Source organism: Catenulispora pinisilvae (genome assembly GCF_015356865.1).
Taxonomy (GTDB): Bacteria; Actinomycetota; Actinomycetes; order Streptomycetales; family Catenulisporaceae; genus Catenulispora; species Catenulispora pinisilvae.
On record NZ_JAAFZA010000061.1, the window covers coordinates 22,110 to 47,258 of the forward strand.

Genomic DNA, 25,149 nt, shown 5'->3' on the forward strand with positions numbered 1-25,149 from the left:
GCCCGGCCCGGGCCGAGTGCCTACTCGCGCAGCCCGAGGAGGCTGCGCGCGTTCTGGGTGGTGAGGTGCCGCCAGGACTGCCCGGCCGGCGCCTGGACGCCGTCGAGTGCCGCTGTCGCGCGCAGCGCCTGGTCGTAACGGGTCCAGGCGTAGTCGCTGCCGTAGAGCAGGTGGTCCGGGGTGGCGATGCTGGTCAGCGCCTTCATCTGCCGGTCGGTGGGGGTGCCGGCGAGGTCGTAGTAGAGGCCTGCGAGCGCCTCGCCGACCGTGGGACCGTCGGTGTCGCCGCTGATGGAGCGGAACAGTTCGAGGCGGTCGGCGAGCAGCGGCAGCACTCCGCCCGCGTGCGGCACGATGAACCGGATACCGGGGTAGCGTTGCGCGGTGCCGGTGAGGATGAGGTCGACGACGGTCCGGGCGGTGTCGAACAAGAACTCGATCATCGGGCGCGGATACCCGAGGGCGAGCGACTCGTGGCCGGCGCAGCTGGTGGGGTGCAGAAAGGCGACGGCGCCTCGGCGGTCGAGCTCGGCGAGCACCGGGCGCAGCCGCTCGTCGCCGAGGTAGCGGCCGGCGCTGTTGGTCATCAGGACGACGCCGTCGGCGTGCAGTTCGTCGAAGGCGTGCGGGATCTCCGCCAGCGCGCCGTCTATGTCCGGCAGCGGCAGGGATGCGAACTGGCCGAAGCGGCCGGGATGCTCCCGCTTGATCCGGGCACCGACCTCGTTGACCTCGCGGGCCAGCGCCCTGGCCGCCGCGTCGTCGCCGAAGTGCGCGCCGGGGGAGGATATGGAGAGCACTGACATGGCGATGCCCGCCTCGTCCATCAGCTTCAGGTGGGTCCGCACATCCCACCGGGGCCAGTAGGCCTCCGGCATCCCGTCCGGCTCCCGACTCCCGTTCTCCTTCGCGATGCTGATGTAGTCCTCGGTGGTGAAGTGGGCGTGGACGTCGATCAGTCCGGGCTCGTTCATCTCGTCGCTCCGTTTCGCTGTGCTGCTGTGCTGCTGTGCCGTTATGTCTGGATGTCTCGATATCTGGCCGGATCAGGCGGTCGCGGCGACCGGGTCGACGGCGAGGCGGACGCCCTGGCGCCAGACGGCACGCACCGAGAGCGTGTCGTCGATCTTCTCGGTCGGATCGCCGTCGACGAGTACCAGGTCGGCACGCAGTCCGGGCTCGACGCGGCCGCGGTCGGCCAACTCGAACCGCCGCGCGACCAGCGCCGTGGCGGCGTTGAGCGCCTGCACGGGCGTGAACCCGGCGCGCACGAGCAGGCCGAGTTCGCTGTGCAAGCTGGCACCGTGCGCCGTGCCGGGGGCGCCGAGATGCGCCGCGTCCGTACCGGCCAGCACGTCGACCCCCGCGGTGCGCAGCGCCGCGACGGTCGCCAGCGCGAAGGCGAAGTTCGGTTCCGGCGCCGTGTGCCAGGTCTCGGCCAGGCTTTCGAGCCACACCGGGGGGACCTTGGGCCGCACGCGGGAGTCCGCGGCCAACTCCGCTCCGGTGCCCTGCCCCGTGATCGACGCGAGCGTGCTCAGCGTCGGGATGACGAAGACGCCGGCCTCGGCGATCCGCGAAACGATCCGCGGGGTGTGCGGCGCGTCCACGAACAGGTGGGTGAGCGCGTCCACGCCGGCGTCGACGGCGCGTTCCGTCGCCTCGATCGTGAGGGCGTGGGCCAGGACTTTCAACCCGTTCGCGTGCGCCTCCCGAACCGCCGCTTCCAGCACATCCTGCGCCAGGACCGGCACGGGGCCGCCCAGGAGCTGGCCGTCCTCGATCAGGACCTTCAGGTAGTCGGCGCCTTCTGCGATGCGGTCCGCCACGAACCCGGGGACCTCCTGGACGGACCCGGCGGTCGGCCAGGCCGGGTCGCCCTGCCCCTTGCGCAGCTGGTGCGGATGCCCGTCGGCCGGGGTGAGCCCGACCGAGGCACTGCGCACGTCGGCCAGGTCGAAGGACCGGGCCACCGTGCGACGCAGCGGACCCATCTGCTCGGCCATCGAGAGCAGGTCGAGCTCGGTGGTGACCCCGAAAGTCAGGGCCTGGCGCAACGACGCCTCATCGGTGTGGGTGTGCGCGTCGATCAGGCCGGGCAGCAGCGTCGCCCCCACGCCGTCGATCACCTGGTCGTCCGGGTGGCGCGGCCCGCCGACCGCCGCGATCACCCCGCGCACGACCCGCACGTCCACTCGACCGCGGCTCTTCTCTCCGTCGAAGACCTGCGCCCCGCTGATGACGAAGCTCTCGTCCATGATCGACTCCTATCCATTGGCTCGTATATACTAGTTAGGGTATACGGGTTGGTGGACATTGGGTAGGCTCAATGGCGTGGACGACGACGAGATGATCGAGATCGCGGTGCTGTTGCGGCGCGCCCAGTTGCGCAAGCAGACCGCCTGCGAGGCGGCGCTGGCCAAGTTCGAGATGACCCTGCCGCAGTGGGGCATGCTCAACGCGGCGGCCACGCACCCCGACTCCTCCACGCACGCGCTCGCGCTGCTGACCGGCCAGTCCGACCAGGCCGCCGGGTCGGTCGTCACCCGCTTGGAACAGCGGGGGCTGGTCGAGCGGCGCAACGTCCGAGGCAAGGCCATCCTGCATCAGGCCACGTTGAAGGGAGTCGAGATATTGAGACAGTGCGACCGCCTAGTGGCGCAGAGCATGCGAACGGCATTGTCCAGCTTCACGGACGACGAGGTCCACGTGCTGCGCGACCTGCTTGAGCGGCTGGGCTGATGATCATCAAGAACGTGACCGTCATCGACGGCACCGGCGAGACCCCACGGTCCGGGATGGACGTCCTCATCGACGCGGGACGGTTCGCCGACATCCGTCCCACCGGCACCGGCAGCGGCACCAGTTCCTCGGCGGCGTCCGGCGGTTGGGACGACGAGCCGGTCCTCGACGGCCGCGGCGGCTACCTGCTGCCCGGCCTCTGGGAAGCCCACACCCACCTGACCGAGATGGGCATGCCGGTGGCCGAGATACCGGCCTACATGCGCAAGACGCTGGCGGAGTACCTCCAGGCGGGCATCACATCGGTATGCGATCTCGGTGGCCTCTACCTGCTGCCGCGCAGTGAGCGCGAGACCGGCCGGGCCAACGGCACAGCGCCCGCGGTGTTCTGTGCTCGGGCGGGCTTCACCGGGGTGAACGGCTGGCCCGCGAACAGCCGGGACAGCCACGACAGCCACGACAGCCGGGGCGGTCGGCCCGAGTTCGTGAAAGTGGCGGGCCTGGAGAACGGAGGGCTGTTCCAGATCGACGATGCCGACACCGCGCGGCGGCACGTTCAGGAACTGCTCGGCCAGGTCGACTACGTCAAGTGCATGTTCGACGGCGCCACCGGGGGCGCCGGCCGGCGGCTCCCCCGGGCCGCGCTCGACGCGATCATCGAGGCCACCCACAACGCGGGTAAGAAAGTGCTCGTCCACATCGCGACCGGCGCGGACCTCCGGGAGGCGGTGCAGGCCGGCGCCGATTGCATCGAGCACTCCCCCATCCCGTGGGATCCGGCCGATCTGGGCGAGGCCGAGCAACTCGCCGGGATCCTGGCCGAGGCGGGGACCCACTATTGCCCGACGATTGTCACGTGGGAACAGTTGGGCCGCGGTGGCGACCCCGCGTACCTGGACGAGCTCATCGCGGACGGCATTCTCCAGCCCGACGGCGTAGCGGAGATCACCGCGCGCCCCGGCTACGGCAAGCCGTTCCCGCACCACCCGGCCGACAAGATGAAGATCCGGTTCGACTACGCGATGCGCTCCCTGCACCTGTTCCATGAGGCCGGCGTCAAACTGGTCGCCGGTAGCGACATCGCGCCAGTCCTGCCCACCCCCGCCCACGGGCTCCTGCGCGAGCTGCAACTGTTCGCCAAGGCCGGACTGCCCAGCACCGAGATCATCGCCACCGCCACCAGCCGAGCGGCGGAGAAGATCGGCAAGCGCGGCAGCATGGGAACCATCACCGTCGGCGCGGACGCCGACGCGATCCTCCTCGACGCCGATCCACTCACCGACATCGCCCACCTGACCGGCCTGCGCCACCACCGCGCCGTCATCAGCGCCGGCCACCTCGTGCGCCACTGAACACAGCGGAAGTCATCGCCGTCGATTACTGGAGCCCATGGTGATGGGGACTCAGTTTCCTCACCCGACAAGCACGCTGTCGACGTTAACGCTCCCGGAGTCGTTCGGACCGACGAGGAGCTGGATCACGTCGTCGCCCGCCGGGAGGCTGACGTCGGCGGTGACCGTCGACCACGTGTCCCAACCGCCGGTCACGGGGAGCGAGAACTGCTGGGTCGATCCCCCGGCGGCCAGGCTGATCGTCCGGGTGGTGGTGAGGTAGGGCGGGCTCTGGCCGCCGGTCCAATTGGCGTACCGGACGGTGACCTGGTGCTGGCCGGCGCTCGGCACGGAGACGACGGCCGTGATCGCCGCGCCGGTGTAGAGGCCGCCGACGAAGCCGGTGCCGGTGTAGCCGGTGTGGTCGTTCGCGACGGACGCGCCGCCGCTCAGTATCGAGCTCTCGGCTTGGGCCGCGGTGCCGGCCGGCACGGGCGCCGCCACGTACACGGCGGTGGTGGACGTGGCCGCGTCGACGGCGTTCGTCCCCTGCCAGGTGGTCGTCGCGGTGACCGGGACCCGGGCCGGGGCTTGGCCGGCCGGCGCGCTCACCGTCCACTTGTCGACGACGGTCGCGCCCTTGGGGACGGTCGTCGCGACCGATTCGGGGGTGACCGTCCAGTCGGTCGGCAGCGAGAACGCGGTACTCACGTTCGTGGCGTCCGCTCCCCCCACCGACTTCACCGTCTGCGTGATCTCGGCCGACGAGCCGGGCGCCATTGCCTCCGGTGTACTGAGCGCGGTCACCAAGTCGGGGGCCGCCGCGTTCGGCACGTTCAGTTCGGCGATGCTGGCCGGGCTGCCTCCGGCGAAGGTGAGCTCGATGGCGCGGGCGGGCACCGGGGACCAAGTGGGGTCGAGATCTCCGGCCGCCGGTACGGACCCGGTGGCGACCTGCTGCCAGCTCCCGGAAGGCGATTGCACGCGAACCGCATAGGCGGCCGGCCTCGTCGGCCCCCAGAGAACGTGGGCGTGGCCCGTCTTGACCGGGTGGGCCAGCGTCACCGTGTAGGAGGAGTCGGTATCGGCCGCAGCCCAGGTGGTGACGCTGTTGCCGTCGACCGCCGCGGCCGGCTGGTCAATGGTCTGCGACGACGACGCCGAAGCGGCCTGGCACCGGGCGGCGTCGTCCGTCGGGCTCAGGTCCGGTCGGGCGGTCGCCAGGGCGACCGGTCGGCCCGGTGCCAGAGTCCGCGGGCCGGCGGGCGAGTCGAGGGTGATCGGCGCGCCCGAGGTGAGCGTGACGAGTGTCTGTCCCGGCTTGATGCGCACGTCGACGCTACGGCCCTGGTATTGCAGTCCCGCGATGGTGATCCCGGAGGAGAGCTGCGGCGGCAGGGTCGGGTCGAGCCACAGCGCGTCGCTGTTCCACCGCAGTCCTGCGAATCCGTAGGAGAGGGTCTGGAGGAATCCGCCGGCCCCGGTCGCGAAATCGAACGCCGGGTTGCTCTGGCCGCCGGACGGCGTCAGGTACTGGGTCTCGTTGAACTGGTCGAACCCGCCGCGCAGGAACGGCAGATAGGAGTCCTGGAACAGCGTGTAGTCCAGGCAGCCCGGCTGCTGGACCTGGGCCGCGATCACCGCCTCCGCCGACGCGGTCATCGCCGGGCCGCCCGGGTCGGTGACGGGCATGTACCGGTCGAGGTCGGCCGCGGCGGTCTTGGTGTCGGTGACGTAGCCGAACGGATAGGTCATCAGCACGGTGTCCGCCTGCTTGACCGTCTGGCTGGTGTATCCGGGGTACTCGGGGTGGGTGCCGTCGGCGTCGGTCGCGACGTAGACGTTCGCGGCGATGGCCGACCACGCCGGGTCCGGGGCCACACCCAGCGCCTGCGCCGCGGCCACGGCGTCGCGCAGCGCGACGATCGCCCCGGCGTTCGTCGCCGATTCGTCGTTGACGCCGGCGGTGTACTCGTCGGGACCGGTGACGCCGTCGATGTGGTACTTGCCGTCAGAGCCCTTCTTCACGCGGCTGGTCCAGAACTCGGCGACGTCCTTGATGACCGGGAAGCCATCGCTGCCGAGCCAGGCTTTGTCGCCGGTGGCTTGGTAGTACTGCCACTGGGCAAGGGAGATGTCCGACTGGAGGTGGTCCTCATAGCCGCTGCACGGCGCCAGGCCGCCGCACGTTCCGCTGGGACCGTTGTCCCAGGCCCACGAGCCGCCCTGGTAGCCGGCCGATCGGGCGTTGGCCTCGGCGGAGGCGATGGTGTCGTGGCGGAACATCACGATGGACTTCGCCAGCTCCGGATGCAGCGCGAGCAGGGAGGGGAACATCCACGTGTCGGCGTCCCAGAAGATCTCACCGCCGTAGTTGTCGCTGGAGAGCCCGGCGGGCGGGATGCTGTAGCTCACGCCGGCCCGCAGGCTTGAGTACAGCAGGTAGTAGGAACTGTTCACCGCCGCCTGCACCGAGGGCTGGCCGTCGACCGTCACGTGCCGCTTCCACAGCGCGGCCCACTGCGCCGTGTGGGCGGCGAGCAGTCCCTGCCAGCCGGTCGCGACGGCCTGGGCGACCGTGTCGCGCGCCACGCTCAGCGGGTCGCCGGGATCGTTGGACGTCGAGATGCCGACGTACTTGGTGAACACGTAGCTCGAACCGGCCCGCACCGGCACCGCCCACTGCTCCCCCGCCGTGGCGGCGTCGTCAGCCGGCAGTACGGCAGTGCGCTGAGACACCTTCACTCCCGGGCCGGCCACCAGCCGGGCGGTCTCCGCGACGGCGGTGGCGCGCCCCGGCGTGGTCAGCTGGACGGTCGAGGTGTCGGCCGAGGTGTCCACCGCGCGCACCGTCGGCGTGATCCGCTGCGCACCGGCGCCGTTGAGCAGGGAGACGACCGAAAGGCTCCCGCTCCACATCGGCGTGATGCTCGCCCGAACCTGGCCCAGATGCATGCGGTCGCGGTTGGCCAGCACCTCGAACGTCACGATCGCGGACCGGCCCGGCGCGGGCGTCCACACGAACGTGGTGGTGACAGTGCCCGACTGCATCGCGAGCGTCTGCCGGAACCGGCTGATCTGGCTGGCCGGGACCCGGGCGTCCAGCACGTGGCCGTCGACGCTGAAGGACAGGTCCGACCAGGTCGGCAACGTGGAGATGTAGTCGGTCGCGTCGCCGGCGTCCGTCTCGTACACCCCGGCGACCAGAGCGGTGGTCGAACGAGGATTGCCCAACGGCCAGTTGCCCGTGCCGAGATCGCCGTCGCCCTCGAAACCGGCGCCGATGGCGGGCACCCGTTGGGAGAGATAGCCGTTGCCCACGAACGGCTCCTGCGTGTAGTCGCCCGGCGCATAGGAGGTGTTGCTCAGCACCCATGAGTCCGCAGCAGCCCCCTGGCCCCGCGCAGCCGCCGCGGGCAAGGCCCCGGCGGCGGGCGCCTCCGCCAGTGTGAAGGCCACGGCCAGCCCGACGACCGCCGCGGTGGCGACGTGGCACAGTCGCAGGACACGGACATGCAGCTTTCTGCGCGGCGCGGATCTCATGCGGTCGACTCCTTCAGCGGCGCCCATGAGCCGGCGTACCCAACCCATGAGAAACCAACAGGATGAGACAAGAATGACACGGGATGAAACAGGTATGAACTATGGAGACCGCTTACCTGCGTGTCAAGATCGACCGGCGTCGCACTCCCGGACTGGTCCCGTGGCGTCGCCGACCTTCGTGTTGCCGACCTTCGCGTTGCCGACCTTCGTATTGCTGACCTTCGCGTTGCCGACCTTCGCGTTGCCGACCTTCGCGTTGCTCGCGGTGTCCTAGCCCTAGCCCTGCGCGGGCGGGTGGACCGTCGGCTGGCGAACGGTCGGCTGTTCGACGGGTTCGAGCGAACCGTCGGCGAGCAGGTCGGCCACCGAGCGCTCCAGCACATACACGGTGCCGCCACCCGCCTCGTCGTACCAGGGGATCGGCGAGCCGACGATCCCGCGCACCGGGCGGCGCAGCCGGTACACGTGGTACTCGCGTTCGCGGACGTTCGACGGCTGCGAACGGTACGTCCACTCGGTGCCCACGGCGTACAGCGTGTTGCCCGCCGGTTCGCCGTAGCGGTCCATCTCGGTGCCCGGCGGCAGGGTGAGGATCCGCTTCCCGCTGTAGACCTGGAGTCCCGCATCGCCGCCGAGCGGCTGGATCGGCCACTCATCGGTGCGCCGCTTGGCGTCCGGCGCCAGCTCGTCCCGGAACGCGGAACGGTTCAGGTACAGGTGCCCGACGAAGTACCGCACCGCGTGCTGCACGGTCGCGAACTCCGCGCCCTGGAAGCGTTCCCCGCCCACGGCGAGGAACACCGCCCAGCCGTTCGCTTCGGACACCAGGCACCAGGCCCCGTCGGCGACCTCGCCGATCCGGTAGCGGGCGGGATCCAGGCCCAGTTCCGCGGCGGCGTCCTCGGCCGCGCGCAACGCCTCGGTCTCGGCCGTCTTCGGGTCGGTCACGGCACCCAGTGTCGCCCCGGCCGCCGCGCCGACGCGCTCGGCGATCCACTCCGGCAGGTTCACGCCCGTCCGAGGGAACAATTCCAGCTCGCGCGCGAGCGCCGCGGTCGGCGGGGCCCCGTCCCAGGACGGCTCGGTATCCCACACATAGGCGAACTCCGTGTGCGATCTCATATCGATCGTCCCGCCGACCTGAAACCAGGTGCCGCGGCCCTCCCGGTACATCCCGGCCCGCAGCTTCGCCAGCATCTCGGCGACCTCCGCGGGCGGCTCCCAGAGGTACAAGCCGCCATCGGTGGCTCGGCGTACCATCACGGGCAGCTCGACGTGGTCGCCGACGACGCGGTAGGTCAGGAGCACCTGCTGCCAGTCGGCCGGCACGGTCAGCACAATGCGGTTCGAAAGGTCCATCCAGATCTGGTTCTGGCCCTCGGGATCCAGTGGCAGCTCCACCACTTCCGGCGGCGCCGGCGGGACCTCGGCCCCGGCCTCGGCGAGTTTCTCCCGCAGCCACGGCGGAAGGTGGAACGCGTCGCGCGGATAGCGCTCCAGGTCGCGCACCCAGGCGGAGGGGTCCACGCCCGGCTCCCAGTCCGGGTCCCAGTCCAGGTTGTACAACAGGTGCAGCTTGCTCGGCGCGTCTATCAGGAACCGCATCGAGAACCAGGTGCCTTCGCCCTCGACGTAGTAGGCGTCACGGATGCCGAGCACCGCTTGGGTCGCCGCGGCCGGGATCTCGACCGCGGCCCGCCCGCCGTCGGCCATCAGCACGGTGAGCGTGAAGTCCTGCGACTCGGCGGTGACCCGGCTGAACAGCTCGATCTGCCGCCAGCCCTCCGGAGCCGCGTCGACGAGTGCGTATCCCGCCTCGTAAGTGAGCGCTTGCCACTGGTCGTGATCACGTGCCATCGAGAGTCTTCCTTTCCGCCACAGGCCTTTTCAGTCGCAGTTCGGACTGCCCGAGTCCCAAGCCGAGACCCCGTACGCGTTCACCGCGCGGACGGAGTAGCAATATCCCGTCGGGTAGGCCTGCCAACCGGTCACCGGGTAGCTGTTGTCGGCGGCGTGGTAGATGGTGTCCGTGGTCGTGCCGCCGGTCGACGTGCCGTTGTTCGTGTAGTGGATGTCGTAGCTGGTCGCACCGCTCACCGGCTGCCAGGCGATGGTCACCACGAAGCCGCTGAAGTTGCTCAACGTCCCGGCCGTGGCGGTCGCGCCGGTCGGTGGCTGGGGTGCGCTTCCGTGGGGCTGGCTGCTGGCCGGCGGCGGGGGAACGGATTTGCTGGTCGGCGGGGAAGACGGTGGCTTCCGGGCCGAAGAGCTCGTCGTCGTGGGGTTCGGCACCGACTGTGAGGTGGTGGAGGTCTGCGAGACGGTCGTGGTGCCGGTCGTCGACGGCAGGGCGGCCGAATGGGATCCCGGCGTGCCGACCGGCGGGTCGGGACTCGTGGCACCGGGCGCCGGCGAACTGGACGAAGAAGATGAATCTGTCGCCGCACCGGGGTACTTGCCGCCGCCGAGCGCCGCCTTGCCGGAATCGCTCGGCCCTTTGCTGCCGCCCAGACCCGCCCCGAGTATTCCGGCACTGACGACCAGGACCGCGGCCGTCGCCAGGGCGACCATGGTCCAGCGTCGGCGACGTTGTCCAGTCGGAGGCAGGGATTCGGTCGGAGGCAAGGATTCGGTCGGGGTCTCGGCGGGGGGCAGCGGTTCGGCGCCGTCGATCGCCACCGTGGCCTCCGAGGCGGCCCCGTGTTCCGCCGGCGCCCCGAGCATCCGCGTCGCCACCGCGCTGAGCCGCGCCTGGACCTGGCCGGCCGTCGGCCGGTCCTCGGGCTTCTTGGCCAGACACGCCAATATCAGAGCCTTGACGATCTCGTCCTCGACCCCGTCGAGGTCCGGCGCCTCGTGCACGATCCGGTACGCCAGCGAGGTGTTGTCGCCCTCGCCGAACGGATGCCGCCCGGTGCTGGCGAAGGCGAGCACGCCGCCGAGCGCGAAGATGTCCGCCGGCGGCCCCAGGGTCCGATGTCCGCGGATCTGCTCCGGCGCCATGAACGGCGGCGTGCCGACGACCGTCCCGGTGCGGGTGATGGTGCTGGCGGCGGCCTCGCGGGCGATGCCGAAGTCGATGAGGTAGGCCCCGTCCGGGCCGAGCAGGACGTTGGCCGGCTTGACGTCGCGGTGCACCACCCCGGCCGCATGGATGGTGTCCAGCGCCTCGGCCAGACTCGCGGCGATCTCCTGCGCCCGGCTCGGCGGCAGCGCGCCGCCCTGCTTGGCCACCACATCGTGCAGCGACGGGCCGTCGATGTACTCCGTGGCCAGCCACGGCGGCGTGGCTTCCAAGTCTGCGGCGACGATCCGGGCGATGAACCGCCCGCTCACCGCGGCGGTCGCGGACGCCTCGCGCGTGAAGCGCTTGCGGAAGTCCTCGTCCCGGACGAGGTCGGCGTAGACCACCTTCACAGCCGCCTGATGGCCGTCCTCGTCGACACCGAGATAGACGCGCCCCATGCCGCCCGCGCCCAACACACCGAGGGATTGGTAGGGGCCGATGCTCCGGGGATCAGAATCCTGCAAAGGCTTCATCCCGACTCCCCCTGCTATCCGCTCGCCCCGTCGCCTGGCCCGGGTGGGACCTTAACAGAGCGGATGATCAGGGTGTAGCGAAAGCCCCAGGACCGGTCCTCGCGGCGCGCGGTGCCCGGCTCGTCAGGCCTGGTAGGCCTACCAGGTGGGCGTTGTCAAGGCGGCAACTGTCAGTCACACGGGTAGTTACATCGACTTAATTAAACTAAAGTAACTACTTGTGGACGAGATCACTCGACGCGCGACCGGCGTGGAAGAGCTGGCAGCGGAGTTACAGCTGGTCGTGGGCCGTATCGCGCGCAGTGTGCGGCAGGCCCACGCCGTGGGGAACGTGGCGCTCTCCGAGTTGTCCGTCCTGTCCCGGCTGGATCGGGAGGGCCCGGACTCCCCCGGCTCGCTCGCCGAGTCCGAGCGGGTACGCCCGCAGGCCATGGCGGCGACCTTGGCGAACCTGGAGCAGCGGGGCTTGGTGAGCCGTCGGCAGCACGCCGGCGACGGCCGCCGGGTGGTCATCGCCGTGACGGACGCGGGCCGGGCTCTGCTCGCGGACCGCCGGTCGGAATCGGTACAGCGAATAGCGGCGGCCCTCGACACGGAGTTCACGCCGGCCGAACGACACACGATGCTCGCCGTGCTGCCGCTGCTGGACCGGCTCGCGGAGCGGCTGTGAGATCCGCGCCGAAGGACCGCTCCGGCGTCCGCGCCGCGGACGGCCGCGACAAGGGTGTCCGCGACGCGGGTGTCGGCGCCGAGGACGACCGCTACAAGTGGGTCGTGCTGTCCAACACGACGCTGGGCGTGCTGATCTCCGCCGTGGACGGCTCGATCGTCATCATCTCGCTGCCGGCGATCTTCCGCGGCATCCACCTGGATCCGCTCGCGCCCGGCAACATCGGCTACCTGCTCTGGATGATCCTGGGCTACCTGCTGGTCTCCGCGGTCCTCGTGGTCGCCCTGGGCCGCCTCGGCGACATGTTCGGCCGGGTCCGGATGTACAACATGGGGTTCGCGATCTTCGCCTGCGCCTCGCTGGCCTTGTCGGTCGACCCGCTGAAGGGCGGCAGCGGCGCGCTGTGGCTGATCGGGTTCCGCGTCGTGCAGGCCGTCGGCGGGTCGATGCTGACGGCGAACTCGGCGGCGATCCTCACCGACGCCTTCCCGGCCCGACAGCGCGGTATGGCCCTGGGCGTCAACCAGATCACCGCGCTGGCCGGGATGTTCCTGGGCCTGCTGGCCGGCGGTCTGCTCGCGGCCATCGACTGGCGCGCGGTCTTCTGGGTCAGCGTGCCGATCGGCGTGATCGGGACCATCTGGTCCTACCGCAGCCTGCGGGAGGTCGGCACCCGCAAGCCCGGCCGCATCGACTGGGTCGGCAACATCACCTTCACCGCCGGAGCCGGTTCGCTGCTCGCCGCCATCACGTACGGCATCCAGCCCTACGGCGGCCACTCGACGGGCTGGACGAATCCCTGGGTCCTGGGCGGTCTGATCGGCGGGGTGCTGCTGCTGGTCGTGTTCTGCGTCGCCGAGACGCGCATCGCCGAGCCGATGTTCAACATCGGGCTGTTCCGCATCCGCGCGTTCGCCGCCGGGAACCTGGCGGCGCTGCTCATCGCGATCGCCCGCGGCGGGCTTCAGTTCATGCTGATCATCTGGCTGCAAGGCATCTGGCTGCCGCTGCACGGCTACGACTTCGAACGCACCCCGCTGTGGGCCGGCATCTTCATGCTCCCGCTGACCGTCGGATTCCTCATCGCCGGACCACTGTCCGGGTACCTGTCGGACCGGTTCGGCGCGCGGCTGTTCTCCACCACCGGCCTGATATTGGTCGCCGCCGCGTTCGTCGGCCTGCTGCTGTTGCCGGTGGACTTCCCGTACCCGGCGTTCGCGGCCCTGCTTCTGCTCAGCGGAATCGGCCAGGGGATGTTCTCGGCCCCGAACACCTCGGCGATCATGGGCAGCGTGCCGCCGGATCAGCGCGGCGTCGCCTCCGGGATGCGCGCGACGTTCCAGAACTCCGGCACCGCGTTGTCGATCGGCCTGTTCTTCTCCCTGATGATCGCGGGTCTGGCCAGCTCGCTGCCGCGCACCCTGAGCACCGGCCTTCAAGCCCAAGGCGTGCCGGCGGACACAGCCCACCAGGTCGCGGGGCTGCCACCGGTGAGCACGCTGTTCGCCACGTTCCTCGGCAAGAACCCGATCGCCCAGCTCCTCGCGCCCAGCGGTGTCCTGCACACCCTGCCGGCACACAGCGTCCAGACCCTGACCGGCAACCGGTTCTTCCCCGAACTGGTCTCCGGGCCCTTCCACCACGGACTGGTCACCGTCTTCAGCGCGGCCGCGGCGATGTCACTGATCGGGGCACTCGCCTCGGTGCTCCGCGGCCGCCACCACCAGGCCGGACCGGAACAGCCGGTCGTCCCGACGAAAGAAGGATGAGCAAAACATGCCGGAGACCGCCCTGCTCGTGATGGACGTGCAGCAGGCCATCATGGACCGCCACCCGGACGCCGACTACCTGCCGCGCCTGCGGCGCGCGATCGACGCCGCCCGGTCGGCCGGCATCCCCGTCGTCTACGTGGTGGTCGGGTTCCGCCCCGGACATCCGGAGATCAGCCGTCACAACAAGACCTTCGGCGCGCTGGCGCAGCGCGGCGGGTTCGCCGAGGGCGATGTCAGTGCCCAGATCCACCCGGACGTCGCCCCGCTGCCCGGCGACGTCATCGTCACCAAGAAGCGGGTGAGCGCGTTCACCGGCAGCGACCTCGACCTCGTGCTCCGGGCCGGCGACGTCCGGCACCTGGTGCTCACCGGCATCGCCACCAGCGGCGTCGTGCTGTCCACCCTGCGCCAGGCCGCCGACCTGGACTTCGGCCTCACCGTCCTGGCCGACGGCTGCCTGGACGGCGACCCGGAGGTGCACCGGGTGCTCACCGAGAAGGTGTTCCCGCGGCAGGCCGACGTCCGCACCGTCGAGGAGTGGGCCAAGACCGTCGGCGGGTAAGACCGTCGGCGGGTGAGGCAGCTGATCCGCTTCAGGACGAGGCTAGTTGCTGAACCGCTCGTTCGGAGAGACGACTTCCTCCGACTGGCCACTCGTCTTGGAGGTGTATTCGATGTAGGTGGTGTAGCCGGTCCCGTTGGAGCCGGTCAGATGCCAGGGGCCATAGTGACCGGTCTTACAGGGCAGGTTGGTCTGCCAGACCAGGTCTCCGGTGTTGTCGTTCATCACGTACATGAGGACCGACGAGCACCCGCCGGGCAGGGAGTTGAGGTACGCGTCGGGCTTCACGCCCGTTCCGTCGGCACTGATGCAGGCCGCGACGCCGTTACGGGTGGTGCAGCCGCCGCCGCTGGACGCGGACGCGGCGGCCGGAACGCCGATGGTGATCGCGGCCGCGGTGAGCCCGGTCGCGGCGGTGGCGAGAATGCGTCGAGTGCGCATGGTTTCCCTTCCCGTTCTGGTTCGAGGACGCCCCCGAGCCTAGGGAGGCGTCAGATTGTTGGCCCGGCCGTGCAAAAATCTTGAAACAACTCACTGACGCCTCAAGGGATGCCGCCGCGATGGGACGCAGGGAAAGACCTCTCAGAGAGGCGGACGGCCCGCTTTCAGCGTTCGCGGCGGGACTGCGAAGCGTGCGCGCGGCCGCCGGATCGCCGTCCTACCAGACCCTGGCCGCCCGGACGCACTTCTCGATCGCCACCCTGTCTCGGGCCGCGGCCGGAAACACCCTGCCCAGCCGTGAGGTCACCGCGGCGTTCGTCACGGCCTGCGGCGGGGACGTCTCCCACTGGCTGGCCGAGCTTGAGCGAGTCCGCGGCCTGCTGAGCCACTACGGCCGGGTTCCGGACGCCGGACGTGCTCTTTCGAACCCGGACCCGAACCTGAACCTGAACCTGAACCCGGCACCGACACCTGCACCGCCGCCGGCCGCCCGCCTGGCACAACTCCCCGCGGACATCGGCGACTTCAGTGGGCGGGCCGAGCAGATCGGCTTCCTTCGCAGCGCCCTGACCAAGGACGCCGGCCGGCCCGGGCAGGCCGCGATCGCGGCGGTGACCGGGAGCGGCGGGGTGGGCAAGACTTCGCTGGCCGTGGCCGTCGCCCATCAGCTCGCCGGCCGGTTTCCCGACGGCCAGTTGTTCGTCGACCTGCACGGCATGGGCGCCACCCCGCGCGACCCCGCCGACGTCCTGCGCGGCTGGCTCAGCGAACTCGGCACACCGACCGACGCGCAACCGGCCGACGCGCAGCCGGCCGGAACCGACGCCCTCGCCGCCCGGTTCCGCAGCCTGCTGGCCGGAAAGCGGATGCTGATCGTCATCGACAACGCCAAGGACACCGCCCACCTGTCCCGGCTGCTCCCGGCGACCGCCGGCTGCGCGGTCCTGGTCACCAGCCGCAATCGCCTCGCCGAGTTGCCCGGCGGCGTCCGGCTCGACTTGGAGCCGCTGGCGGAGTTCGACGCGCTGACGATGCTGGAGGAGGTCGTCGGGGCCGAACGGCTGCGCGCGGAACCGTCGGCCACGGCCCAGATCCTGCACGCCTGCGCCGGTCTGCCGCTCGCGCTGCGCATCGCCGGCGCGCGACTGCGGGCCCGGCCGTCGTGGTCGGTCGCGACCCTGGCCACCCGGCTCGCCGACCAGAACCGCCGGCTGGACGAGCTGCGGATCGGCGACCTGGCCGTCCGGACGAGCTTCGAGGTCAGCCTCGCCGCGCTCCCGCCCGACGCCGACGCCCGGCCTTCGCCTTCTCATCTGTTCGCCTTGCTCGGTTTGGTGACCGGGCCGAGCATCAGCGCCGCGGCGGCCGCCGCGCTCGCCGGCATCGATGAGGACCGGGCGCAGGAGACATTGGAGACCCTGGTCGACTCGTACTTGGTCCAGACCTCGGGTCCCGGCCGCTACCACCTTCACGACCTGCTGCGGGGCTTCGCCGCTGAGCTCGCCGTCCGGGAACTCTCACCGGAGGAACAGACAGCGGCCGTCACTCGATGCCTGCGCTGGTATATCCACGCGGTGGCAGCAGCGGCCGACCACCTGCCATACCGAACGCCACGTGCACTGCAACGGGCGCTGCCCGAGATCCCGGCCTACGGCGCGATACCAGCCTTCGACGACCTGGACGCCGCCAAACGCTGGTTCCGTGATGAACGCCCCAACCTGCTCGCCGCCGTCACCCTGGCCGATACCGCCCTCGCGGGGCCGGAGGCACATGCGCTGGCCCTACAGACCTCTGAGTACCTCTTCGCGGAGATGCTGTGGTCCGACCAGGCCGAGTTATGCCGCATCATCGAACAGCGCACCCGACGGATCGGGGACATAGCGGGCAACGCGCGAGCCTTGAGCACCTTGGCCTTCGCCCTGGGACGGCTGCATCTTCAAGACGAAGCCCTGGACGCCGGACAGCGCTGCGTGGCAGCCGCCGAGCACCTTCAAGATCCCCGGATCCTCAACAACGCCTACACCGCCTACGGCGCGGCACTGGTGAAAGCCGACCGCCCGCAGGAAGCCGCGAGCCTCATCGAGCGGGCACTCGCGATCTCCCGCGGCATCGGCGAACCGGACCTCATCGCCAAAGACCTGATCAACCTGGGTCTGATCCTCCGGCAGTGCGCCGGACCCGCTGAAGGCGACCGCCACCTCACCGAGGCCGTGCAGATCGCCCGGGCCGCCGACGAGCTCTACACCCTCGCCTACGCCACCAACGAACTGGGCACCTCGCAGCGCGACCAGGGCAACAGCCGCGAAGCCGTCAGACTCCTCGCTCAGGCTGCGAACCTCCGCCGAACCATCGGCGACCACACCGGCCGCGCCGAGAGCCTGCTGGGCCTGAGCAGCGCCCTGCTCGGCCTCGGTCACCACGCCGACGCGCGCGCGGCCTGGGAGGAGGCATCGCTCATCGTCGACGACGTCGATGACGCCTATCTTCGAAGGCTTCGGGCCGACCTCGACGCGACGTTCACGGCACAGACCTCACTGTTTCGCAGCCCTGGGTGAAAGGGCTGTCAGCGCCTGTGCAGGGTCTGCAACGCCTCGACAAGGACCTTGGGGTCGTGCTGGCCCTTGTAGACGGGCTTGGGCCCGGTGTCGAGGTTCAGCAGGGCGGCCACGGCGGTCTGGGCGGTGCGGACCGAGTACTCGACGGTGAACACGACGTCATCGGGGACCTCGGCGTACTGGCCGATGAACGCCAAGTTGGTGGAGCCGGCCGGGACGACGTCGGGGCGGTCGCCGTGCGAGCGGACGAGGAACTGGCTGGTGATGTACGGCATGAGCGCCGGCCGGACGATCGATCCGTCCAGGATCTGCTCGCGCTCGGCGAAGTCGAGATGCCGCAGCACCTCGTCCAGAATCTCCCGGCCGGTGCACGCCGACATGTGCTTGTTCACGAAGTCGCCGTCCTTGTCCGGGAACAGGGCGTATCCCCACCACACGAACGTGTCGGCGGGCTGCTCGCGGAAGTGCGGCTGATGGTTCAAGACGATCGTCAGCAGCCACTTCGAATCCTTGAACGTGATCAGGCCGCCCTTGCCGGCCTCGCTGCCGGAGAACTCCTCCATCAGCTTGAAGAACATCGGATCCTTCGTCGTGACGGTGAACGACTCCCAGGTCGAGTCCGGGACGCTCGACGTGAACACGCTCGGGTTGCCGAGCCCGGGACGCTTCGCGGCGAGAGACTCCCACAGCGCCCACGAACCGCTGGCGGCCGCCGTGTCCAGGACGGCGGCGGTGTCGGTGGAACCGAGGGTCGAGTTCGCCGTCATCGACCCGTTGGTCACCAGGACCAGATCGTCGCCGGCCAGCGGGATCTGCTCGGCCTTCCCGGCCCGCTCCCAGGTGAGCGACTCGGCGGTCAGGGCCTTGCCGTCCGCCAGGCCGATGTCGGTGACGCGGGTGCCGAGCTGGACGGTGACACCCTGGTCGGTCAGCCATTTCAGCAGCGGCCGGACGATCGAGTCGTACTGATTGAACTTGGTGCGGTAGATCCCGGACATGGTGTCGAAGGTCTTGAACAGGTGGACGAACCGGTTGAGGTAGCGCCGGAACTCGATCGCCGAGTGCCAGGGCTCGAAGGCGAAGGTGGTGCACCACATCGCCCAGAAGTTCGTGGTGAAGAACTCGGGATGGAACAGATCCGAGATGCGCTTGCCGTCCAGCATCCGCTCCGGCGTGGCCACGCACTTCACCAGCTCCAGGCGGTCGCGCTCGGTGAACGTCATCGAATGGGCGTCGATGACCTTTCCCTCGGCGTCGACCAGGCGGGCGTGGTCGTCCCAGGCGAAATCGTCGTGGAACGCGAACGTGTCCTCGGTGACCGACTTGGTGGGGTCGTCCAGCGACGGGATGGAGGCCAGCAGATCATAGGTGCACTGGAAATGCAGCTCGAACATCCGGCCGCCGCGCATCGTGTAGCCGGTCTCCGGCGACCCGGACGCGTCCAGGCTGCCGCCGACGCGGTCTTGTTCGTCCAGAATCACGATGTCCGCCCCGGCGAACCCACCGTCGCGGATGAGGAACGCCGCCGCGGACAGGGACGCGATGCCGCTGCCGACCAGATACGCCTTCGCCATGGCTGAGTCCCGCTCTCCTCGGTTCACGCGTCACCGACACACAACGGGGCCGACGGTATGTGCGTGCGCTACCAAGCGCGCCAGATCCACGCATTCGGGCTACCGGACACCCACCAGGGCGAACCGCGCCGGCTAGAGCACCCGATCGACGCGGGCACCATCGCCGCCCGCCACCGGACGGCTCATCGATCCCGGTCCCGGCGAACGATCGGCCGACGCCCCTTGATGGTCGCGCGCCGCAGCACCTGAATGACCTCCTCGACCGCGTCCTGGGGGACCTCGACCAGGGAGAAGCGGTCGGCGATCTCGATCGCCCCGATGTCCCGGCCGCTGAGCCGCGACTCGCCGGCGATCGCGCCGACCAGGTCCTGCGGCCGGATGCCCGCTGCCCGCCCCGCCCCGACGAACAGCCGTGCCGTGCCCGCGCCGGGCTGGCGCCGCTCCCGGCGTCCACCTGACGCCCGGCCGTCAGGCGCCCGGCCACCAGGCACCGCACGCTGCGCCTGCGACCGCTCGGGCACCGCCACGTCGGGGATGTCCTCCTCGTCCGTCGCCGAGCCGCCCGCCTCGTGCACCAGCTTCACCGCGGCCAGGGCCACGTCCATCACGTCGAACTCGTCCGCGAGGGTCTCCACCACGACCCGGAACCGGTCGAGGTCTGCGTCCTCCAGCAGGCTCTCCCGCAACGCGGCCTGAGTCAGCTCCAATCGGCGGGTACGCAGATCGGCGACGGTCGGCACCTTCTCCACCGGGATGCGCCGCCGGATCGTCCGCTCGATGGACTTGAGCATCCGGTGCTCACGCGGCTCGGCCAGCGTGATGGCCACGCCTTCGCGGCCGGCCCGGCCGACCCGGCCGATCCGGTGCACGTAGGACTCGGGGGCGGAGGGCACGTCGTAGTTGACCACGTGCGTCAGCTGCTCGACGTCCAGTCCGCGGGCGGCGACGTCGGTGGCGACCAGCAGATCCGCGGTCCCGGCCCGCAGCCTTCCCATCACCCGGTCCCGCTGTTCCTGGCTCAGGCCGCCGTGCAGCGCCTCCGCGCGGTACCCGCGGCCGTTGAGGGTCTCGGAGAGCTGGTCGACCTGCTCGCGGGTCCGGCAGAAGACGATCGCGGCCTCCGGCGCCTCCACGTCCAGCACCCGGCCGAGCGCGGCCGCCTTCTGCGCCCGCGGCACCACGAACGCGATCTCCCGGACCCGCGGGGCCTCGCCGGCCGCCGGCTCCTCGCGCTCGATCCGCACCCGGACCGGATCCTTCAAGTGCCGCCTGGCCAGGGCGTCGATCCGGCGCGGCATCGTGGCGGAGAACAGCACCGTCTGGCGCTCGGACGGCGCGTTGTCCAAGATCGCGTCGATGTCCTCGGCGAACCCCATGTCGAGCATCTCGTCGGCCTCGTCCAGGACCACGGTCCTGAGCCCGTCCAGACGCAGCGTCCCGCGCGCGATGTGGTCCAGCGCCCGGCCCGGCGTCGCCACCACCACGTCGACACCGCGTTGCAGCTCCCGCAGCTGCCGGACGATCGGCTGCCCGCCGTACACCGGCAACACCCGGACGCCGAGCCCGGCCCCGTAGCGGTGGACCGCCTCCGACACCTGCATGGCCAGCTCCCGGGTGGGCACGAGCACCAGGCCGGCAGGATCGGAGCCCTTGCGGTCCCGCGGGATGTGCTGGATCACCGGCAACGCGAACGCGGCGGTCTTCCCGGTGCCGGTGGCGGCCTGCCCCAGCAGATCACGGCCGTCCAGCAGGCTCGGGATGGTCTCGCGCTGGATCGGCGTGGGCTCCTCATAGCCGAGCGCCGACAGGGCGTCCAGGATCTCCGGTTTCAGACCGAGGTCAGCGAAACCGGCCTGCTCCTCGGCGGTGGCCGTTGCCATGACAGACCCTTCGTCATCCAGATCGCACTTTCCCGACACACCCCCGCCGCTGCCAGTATCCCGTGAATGATCGCGCCGCGCAGCCGCCGGTAGGTCGCAGAGCGCACAATACCGACCGATCGAGTGGCTTTCGACCACGGGGTCGGTTGGGTACGGGTCTCAAGACCGGCCCACGATCGCCTCCGGATCGTTGGCCGGGGTTCGTGCGGTGGTCGACGTGGCTGCGGTAGTCGAAGTGGTCGCGGTGGTCGACGTAGTCGCGCCGGTCTGCGCGCTCTTCGCGGCCGCCGCTGTGGGATCGATGTACGCCGGGGCCGGATCGGGCTCGGGAGCGCAGGTCTTGGCGATGAAGCCCTTGCCGTTCGGCAGGGTGCCGTCCCGCAGATAGGCGATGAACGTGTCGTCGAGGCAGGCGTCGCCGTGGAAGAGGATCTCGTGGAAGCTGCCTCCGTTCTGGACCACCAGCTTCGAACTCGGGAGGGCCTGGTGCATCGCGACAGCGCCCGCATACGGTGTCGCCGGGTCCTCGGTGGCCTGGAACAGCAGCACCGGCGGCAGGCCCTTGCCGGTGATCGGCAGGCGGCCGGCCGTGTTGCCCTGGTAGGGCCAGAACATGCAGGCTGCGTTGTACCACATGTTGTTGTAGGTGTAGAAGGGCGCGACCGCATTGACCGCGGCCTGGTCCTTCTTCCAGGATTCCCAGTCCCGGGGCCAGGCGTTCTCAGTGCACTGCACCGCGTTGTAACTCGGGAATGAGCCGTCGTCCGGGCCTGGGGCGGCGTAGCGGTTGTAGGCGATGTTCAACGGCCGGGTGTCGTGGTCGACCTGGTAGGCCGAAAGGACCGTCGCCATGCGGGGCCAGCGCAGGAAGTTGTAGCCGCCGCCGTAGAACGTGTCCTCGAACTCGGCCGGGCCGATCTTGCCCGGGGCCGGGGAAGCGTCGACAGGGTTCGTGCGCAGCGCCTGCTCGACGGCGTTGTAGTTCTTGATGACGGCGTCGGGGGTGGTGCCGAGGTGGTAGACGTCGTCGGCCTTGGCGGTCCACTCGGCGAAGGCCTCGAAGCGGCGCTGGTGTTCCTCGTCCTGCAGGATGTTGTGGTCGTACCAGGTGATCGTGGGCCCGACGATGCTGTCCAACACCATGCGCCGCACATGCGAGGGATACAGCTGCCCGTAGGTGGAGCCGAGCGAGGTACCCCACGATCCCCCGTAGAAGGAGATCTTCGAGACGTCCAGTGCCCGGCGAATGCTGTCCAGGTCGCGCGCGTTGTCCACGGTCGTCATGTGCGGGAGCAGCCAGCTCCAGTTGGCCGCGCAGTCGGCCGCGTACTTCGCGTCCTTCTCCAGCCAGGCCTGCGAGGTCCCCTGCGACACCTGATAGTCCGGGCGCTCAGCGTCGAAGTAGCTCGCATCGCAGGTCACGTGGGGATCACTGGCGTTGGTGCCGCGCGGGTCGAATCCGATCCAGTCGTACTCCGAGGCCACATCAGCCGGCATCTGTCCGGCGATGTACGCGGGCATCCACAGGCCGCTGTCACCCGGGCCGCCGGGGTTCAGCAGGATCGGCCCCTGCTGCTTGGCCTTGGGTGCGGTGGCCGGCAGCCGGTCCACCTTGATCTTGATTTTCTGGCCGTGCGGCTTGCTGTAGTCGACCGGGACTTCCAGCATGGCGCATTGCAGAGCAGGCGTCGTCGGGTCATTGCACGACGCCCAGTTCAACGTGCCCTGGCCGGTGTCCTTGGCGGCTTCGGCCTGAAGCGCGGCGTTCGGGTCGGCCAGTGCCGCGGACGCGGGTACGGCGCAGATGGCGGCGACGGTTGCTATAGCGGCGGCAATGGCGATGACCGCGGTCTTCTTCATCTCGATCCTTCTATGGGGATGGACGCCCGTGGGCCGGGCGGCTTGTGACCGCCCGGCCCACGCTTCGACAGCGGTATCAGTACTGAGTGGATACGGTGACTCCGCTGAAGTCGGAGACCGCATACAGGCTGAGGTACCGGTAGCCGGCCGTGGCGTTCGTGACGGTGATGCTCTGGGTGGTTCCGGAGTTCGTGGAACTGGCGGTGTAGGAGTTGGGGCCGGCCCAGGTGTCCGGGTCGTAGTAGAGGGCCGCGTTACCGGTGCCGCCGCTGGTGGCGACGGTCAGCGTGCTGGTGCCGGCGGGCAGGTCGACCCACAGGTAGTCGGTGTTGCCGGCGGTCGCCGACTGGTTGGAGCGGGAACAGTTCTGGCCCATGGCCTGCGGATTGGAGTCCGAGCAGGCCGGCGGGGTCGTCCCGCCGCCGCCGTTGGCGATGGTGTCGAGCCAGGAGTTGAAGTCGGCGTCGTAGCCGGTGCCGATGCTGTTGTAGACCGCGTAGCCGGCGGTGTAGTCACCGGTGCGGAAGTCGCTGAGCATGTTGTTGATGACGTCGGGGTGCTTCTCGAACATGTAGCGGACCGCGAGGTAGCCCCACGGGTAGGTTCGGGTGGTGTCGTCGACGGTGTAGTTGTTCTGGAACAGCTGGCTGAGGGTGTAGGTGTGCTTGGCCGCCTCAGTGGCCGCGTCGGTGTCGGTGACCCCGCGGTAGGAGTACGAGACGTACTCGGCCTGGCCCTCGATCCACCAGACGTCGTTCACCGCGATCTGGCTGCCGAAGTCGCCCTTCATGTCGTAGATCGACTGCTGGATGTGGGCGAACTCGTGGTTGAGGTTCCAGGCGTTGGCCGTGAAGCCGTTGTCCGTCGGCTCCTGGTAGAGGATGGAGTAGGCGACGTTGTTGGGATCCGTCGGCTCGCCGGTCAGCGTCTCGCCGCCGTTGTCGGTCGAGTTGCCGAAGATGGCCCACGAGTAGGTGACGTAGTCGGCCCGGCTGCCGTAGATGACCATCTTGACGTTGAAGTACTGGCCGGGGATCGGCCCGGTGGCGTGGTCGAGGTTCTGGAAGTACGGCACCTCGTTGGCCAGGCTGGTGCAGACGTCGCTCTGCTGCTGCGCCGTCAGCGACTCGGCCATGATGGTGAAGTTGCTGCACGGGTAGGAGATCGGCAGCGAGGCCGCGGTGAGCTGCGCGGTCAGGTTGCAGGTGCCGTAGTACGAGCACTGCGACGGGTCGTCGTACTGGCCGGTCTGGTAGGCGACGTGCACCCAGAGGCTGGCGGTCGGGCCGGTGATCGAGGAGGCGGTGAGCAGCCCCTTGGCCAGCGGCCGTATCTTGCTTTGCAGCGCAGTGATCCCGACCATGCGGGCCAGGTCGTTACCGGCGTTGCTGTCCAGGACGTCGTTGTCCCCGCCCAGCAGGGACAGGTGGTTCAGCGCGAAGGTGGACAGCGCGTCGGCGACGGCGGGATTGGCCGTGACGGCCGTGACGAACGCCGGGTTCCAGGTTCCGTTCCACAGCGGCGTGTAGACGTTGTTCAGCTCGTTGTCCATGGTGGGGTAGGCATCCCACGCGCTGGTGTAGCTGTTGAGGATGTGGCTGTAGACGTCCAGGAAGTCGCCCTGCAATTGCGAGCTGTCAGTCGTGATGACCGCCTCGCCCAACACCTCGCCGTTGCCGGCGCTGACATCGCTGAAGTGCGGGCTGTTGAACAGCGTCGTGAGCCCGGACTTGATCGCGTCGGAGAGCGTGGAGTCGTAGGCGGGGACTCCGGAGTTCGGCTGCGACTGGACGTAGTAGCCGGCCCGCATGAAGTACAGCAGCTCATACAGACCAGTGGAGTCGTCGCCGGTGTAGGACGCCGCCGAGGCGCCCACACCGTTCGCCACCGTGACCATGTTGGCCTCGTTGAACACCGCGCTCGCGTCCGACCCGCTCAGCGAGAACAGGGGGTTGATACAGGCGACCCAGTCGACGGACTCGATGTAGGAGACCAGCGCGGCGCCGCTCTTATCAGCGAAGTCGGCGGTGGTACACGAAGTCACCGCGGCCTTCGTGGACGACGTGGCCTTCGTGGACGACGTGGTCGTGCCGCCGGCATGCGTCGCCTTGCGCGCCGTCGCCGATCCCGGCGAGGGTGCGCTTGCCGCGAGCTTCACGGGAGCGCCACGGAGCACAGCGGGTTCGGGCGTGGTCCGATCCGCGGTCTGCTGCGTGTCGACAGCGGTGTCCGCACCCGTCAACGGCGGAGTCTTGGCGGCGTGCGGTGTCGCCGGGGCGTGCGTTGTCACCGACGCGTGCATTGTCACCGGGGCCTGAGCCGACGGATGCGCCGACGGATGAGCGGCTGCGGAAGCGGGGTTGGCCAGCAAACCGACGACGAGGCCCGCAGCCGCCACTGCCGCGGCCATGATTCTGGGCAGGGGTGATCGATGGGGCATGGTGCTCCCTCGGGAATGGGTGGCGCCTCCGGGCGAGTGCGAGGCGTGATACGTAACATTGCACTGAGATGGATAGCGGGCAACGGGCTGAGATACAGCACCTCGCGGCTGTCGATCACAACATCGGCGGCGGAGGTGGGGGTGAACCGGTGCGGGTTTGATCCGGACCGCAGCGCTGTGGGCGGTTCGGTTTGAACGGGTAGGAGGCCTCTTTTTCGGGCGGGTGGAGTTTGCGGGGT

16 protein-coding genes are annotated in these 25,149 nt (G+C 69.7%); 6 read left to right on the forward strand and 10 right to left on the reverse strand.

Features of this window, described 5'->3' with window-relative positions:
- Window positions 1-20: 20 nt before the first annotated feature.
- Together IZR01_RS18805 and IZR01_RS18810 are read right to left on the reverse strand one after the other, a co-directional pair.
- Window positions 21-974, reverse strand: a complete 954-nt coding sequence (locus IZR01_RS18805) for an amidohydrolase family protein (protein ID WP_194924574.1) — start codon at window positions 972-974, stop codon at window positions 21-23.
- Window positions 975-1,046: 72 nt separating this feature from the next.
- Window positions 1,047-2,258, reverse strand: a complete 1,212-nt coding sequence (locus IZR01_RS18810; protein ID WP_194924575.1) for an amidohydrolase family protein — start codon at window positions 2,256-2,258, stop codon at window positions 1,047-1,049.
- Between the two features lie 76 nt (window positions 2,259-2,334).
- On the opposite strand from IZR01_RS18810, the gene IZR01_RS18815 reads away from it, so the two are divergent.
- The gene (locus IZR01_RS18815; protein WP_194893176.1) at window positions 2,335-2,742 is read left to right on the forward strand and encodes a MarR family winged helix-turn-helix transcriptional regulator; all 408 of its coding nucleotides are present in this window, start codon (window positions 2,335-2,337) and stop codon (window positions 2,740-2,742) included.
- Window positions 2,742-4,094 (forward strand): amidohydrolase family protein, encoded by a 1,353-nt coding sequence (locus IZR01_RS18820; protein WP_194924576.1) that lies wholly within the window; start codon window positions 2,742-2,744, stop codon window positions 4,092-4,094. The genes IZR01_RS18815 and IZR01_RS18820 overlap by 1 nt, the downstream gene beginning before the upstream one ends.
- A 60-nt stretch (window positions 4,095-4,154) precedes the next feature.
- Here the strand turns inward: IZR01_RS18820 and IZR01_RS18825 are convergent, their stop codons facing one another.
- The 3 genes from IZR01_RS18825 to IZR01_RS18835 form a co-directional block, all read right to left on the reverse strand.
- A complete protein-coding gene (locus IZR01_RS18825; protein ID WP_194924577.1) occupies window positions 4,155-7,616 on the reverse strand; it encodes a glycosyl hydrolase family 65 domain-containing protein in 3,462 nt (1,153 codons plus the stop codon).
- A 276-nt stretch (window positions 7,617-7,892) separates the two neighbouring features.
- Window positions 7,893-9,473 carry a TNT domain-containing protein gene (locus IZR01_RS18830; protein WP_194924578.1) on the reverse strand — a complete coding sequence of 527 codons (1,581 nt, stop codon included), beginning with the start codon at window positions 9,471-9,473 and terminating at the stop codon, window positions 7,893-7,895.
- 30 nt (window positions 9,474-9,503) lie between these two features.
- Window positions 9,504-11,156 carry a protein kinase domain-containing protein gene (locus IZR01_RS18835; RefSeq protein WP_194924579.1) on the reverse strand — a complete coding sequence of 551 codons (1,653 nt, stop codon included), beginning with the start codon at window positions 11,154-11,156 and terminating at the stop codon, window positions 9,504-9,506.
- A 220-nt stretch (window positions 11,157-11,376) separates the two neighbouring features.
- Between IZR01_RS18835 and IZR01_RS18840 the strand changes: the two genes are divergently transcribed.
- The 3 genes from IZR01_RS18840 to IZR01_RS18850 all read left to right on the forward strand — a co-directional run bounded on the left by IZR01_RS18840 (window position 11,377) and on the right by IZR01_RS18850 (window position 14,160).
- Window positions 11,377-11,826 carry a MarR family winged helix-turn-helix transcriptional regulator gene (locus IZR01_RS18840; RefSeq protein WP_323746227.1) on the forward strand — a complete coding sequence of 150 codons (450 nt, stop codon included), beginning with the start codon at window positions 11,377-11,379 and terminating at the stop codon, window positions 11,824-11,826.
- 128 nt (window positions 11,827-11,954) lie between these two features.
- Complete coding sequence (locus IZR01_RS18845; RefSeq protein WP_194893196.1) at window positions 11,955-13,595, forward strand: MFS transporter; 1,641 nt, start codon at window positions 11,955-11,957, stop codon at window positions 13,593-13,595.
- A gap of 7 nt (window positions 13,596-13,602) precedes the next feature.
- Window positions 13,603-14,160, forward strand: coding sequence for a cysteine hydrolase family protein (locus tag IZR01_RS18850; RefSeq protein ID WP_194893171.1), 558 nt, complete (start codon window positions 13,603-13,605; stop codon window positions 14,158-14,160).
- 42 nt (window positions 14,161-14,202) lie between these two features.
- Here the strand turns inward: IZR01_RS18850 and IZR01_RS18855 are convergent, their stop codons facing one another.
- Window positions 14,203-14,601: a hypothetical protein gene (locus tag IZR01_RS18855; RefSeq protein WP_194893170.1), complete on the reverse strand. Its 399-nt coding sequence runs from the start codon at window positions 14,599-14,601 to the stop codon at window positions 14,203-14,205.
- 191 nt (window positions 14,602-14,792) lie between these two features.
- On the opposite strand from IZR01_RS18855, the gene IZR01_RS18860 reads away from it, so the two are divergent.
- Window positions 14,793-17,156: an ATP-binding protein gene (locus IZR01_RS18860; protein ID WP_194893169.1), complete on the forward strand. Its 2,364-nt coding sequence runs from the start codon at window positions 14,793-14,795 to the stop codon at window positions 17,154-17,156.
- A gap of 8 nt (window positions 17,157-17,164) precedes the next feature.
- On the opposite strand, the gene IZR01_RS18865 is transcribed toward IZR01_RS18860, so the two are convergent.
- The 4 genes from IZR01_RS18865 to IZR01_RS18880 all read right to left on the reverse strand — a co-directional run bounded on the left by IZR01_RS18865 (window position 17,165) and on the right by IZR01_RS18880 (window position 24,760).
- The gene (locus IZR01_RS18865) at window positions 17,165-18,730 is read right to left on the reverse strand and encodes an oleate hydratase (protein WP_194893168.1); all 1,566 of its coding nucleotides are present in this window, start codon (window positions 18,728-18,730) and stop codon (window positions 17,165-17,167) included.
- 182 nt (window positions 18,731-18,912) lie between these two features.
- A complete protein-coding gene (locus IZR01_RS18870; protein WP_194924580.1) occupies window positions 18,913-20,610 on the reverse strand; it encodes a DEAD/DEAH box helicase in 1,698 nt (565 codons plus the stop codon).
- Between the two features lie 159 nt (window positions 20,611-20,769).
- Window positions 20,770-22,470, reverse strand: coding sequence for an alpha/beta hydrolase (locus IZR01_RS18875; protein WP_228559754.1), 1,701 nt, complete (start codon window positions 22,468-22,470; stop codon window positions 20,770-20,772).
- Between the two features lie 76 nt (window positions 22,471-22,546).
- The gene (locus IZR01_RS18880) at window positions 22,547-24,760 is read right to left on the reverse strand and encodes a M9 family metallopeptidase (RefSeq protein WP_323747039.1); all 2,214 of its coding nucleotides are present in this window, start codon (window positions 24,758-24,760) and stop codon (window positions 22,547-22,549) included.
- Window positions 24,761-25,149: the final 389 nt, after the last annotated feature.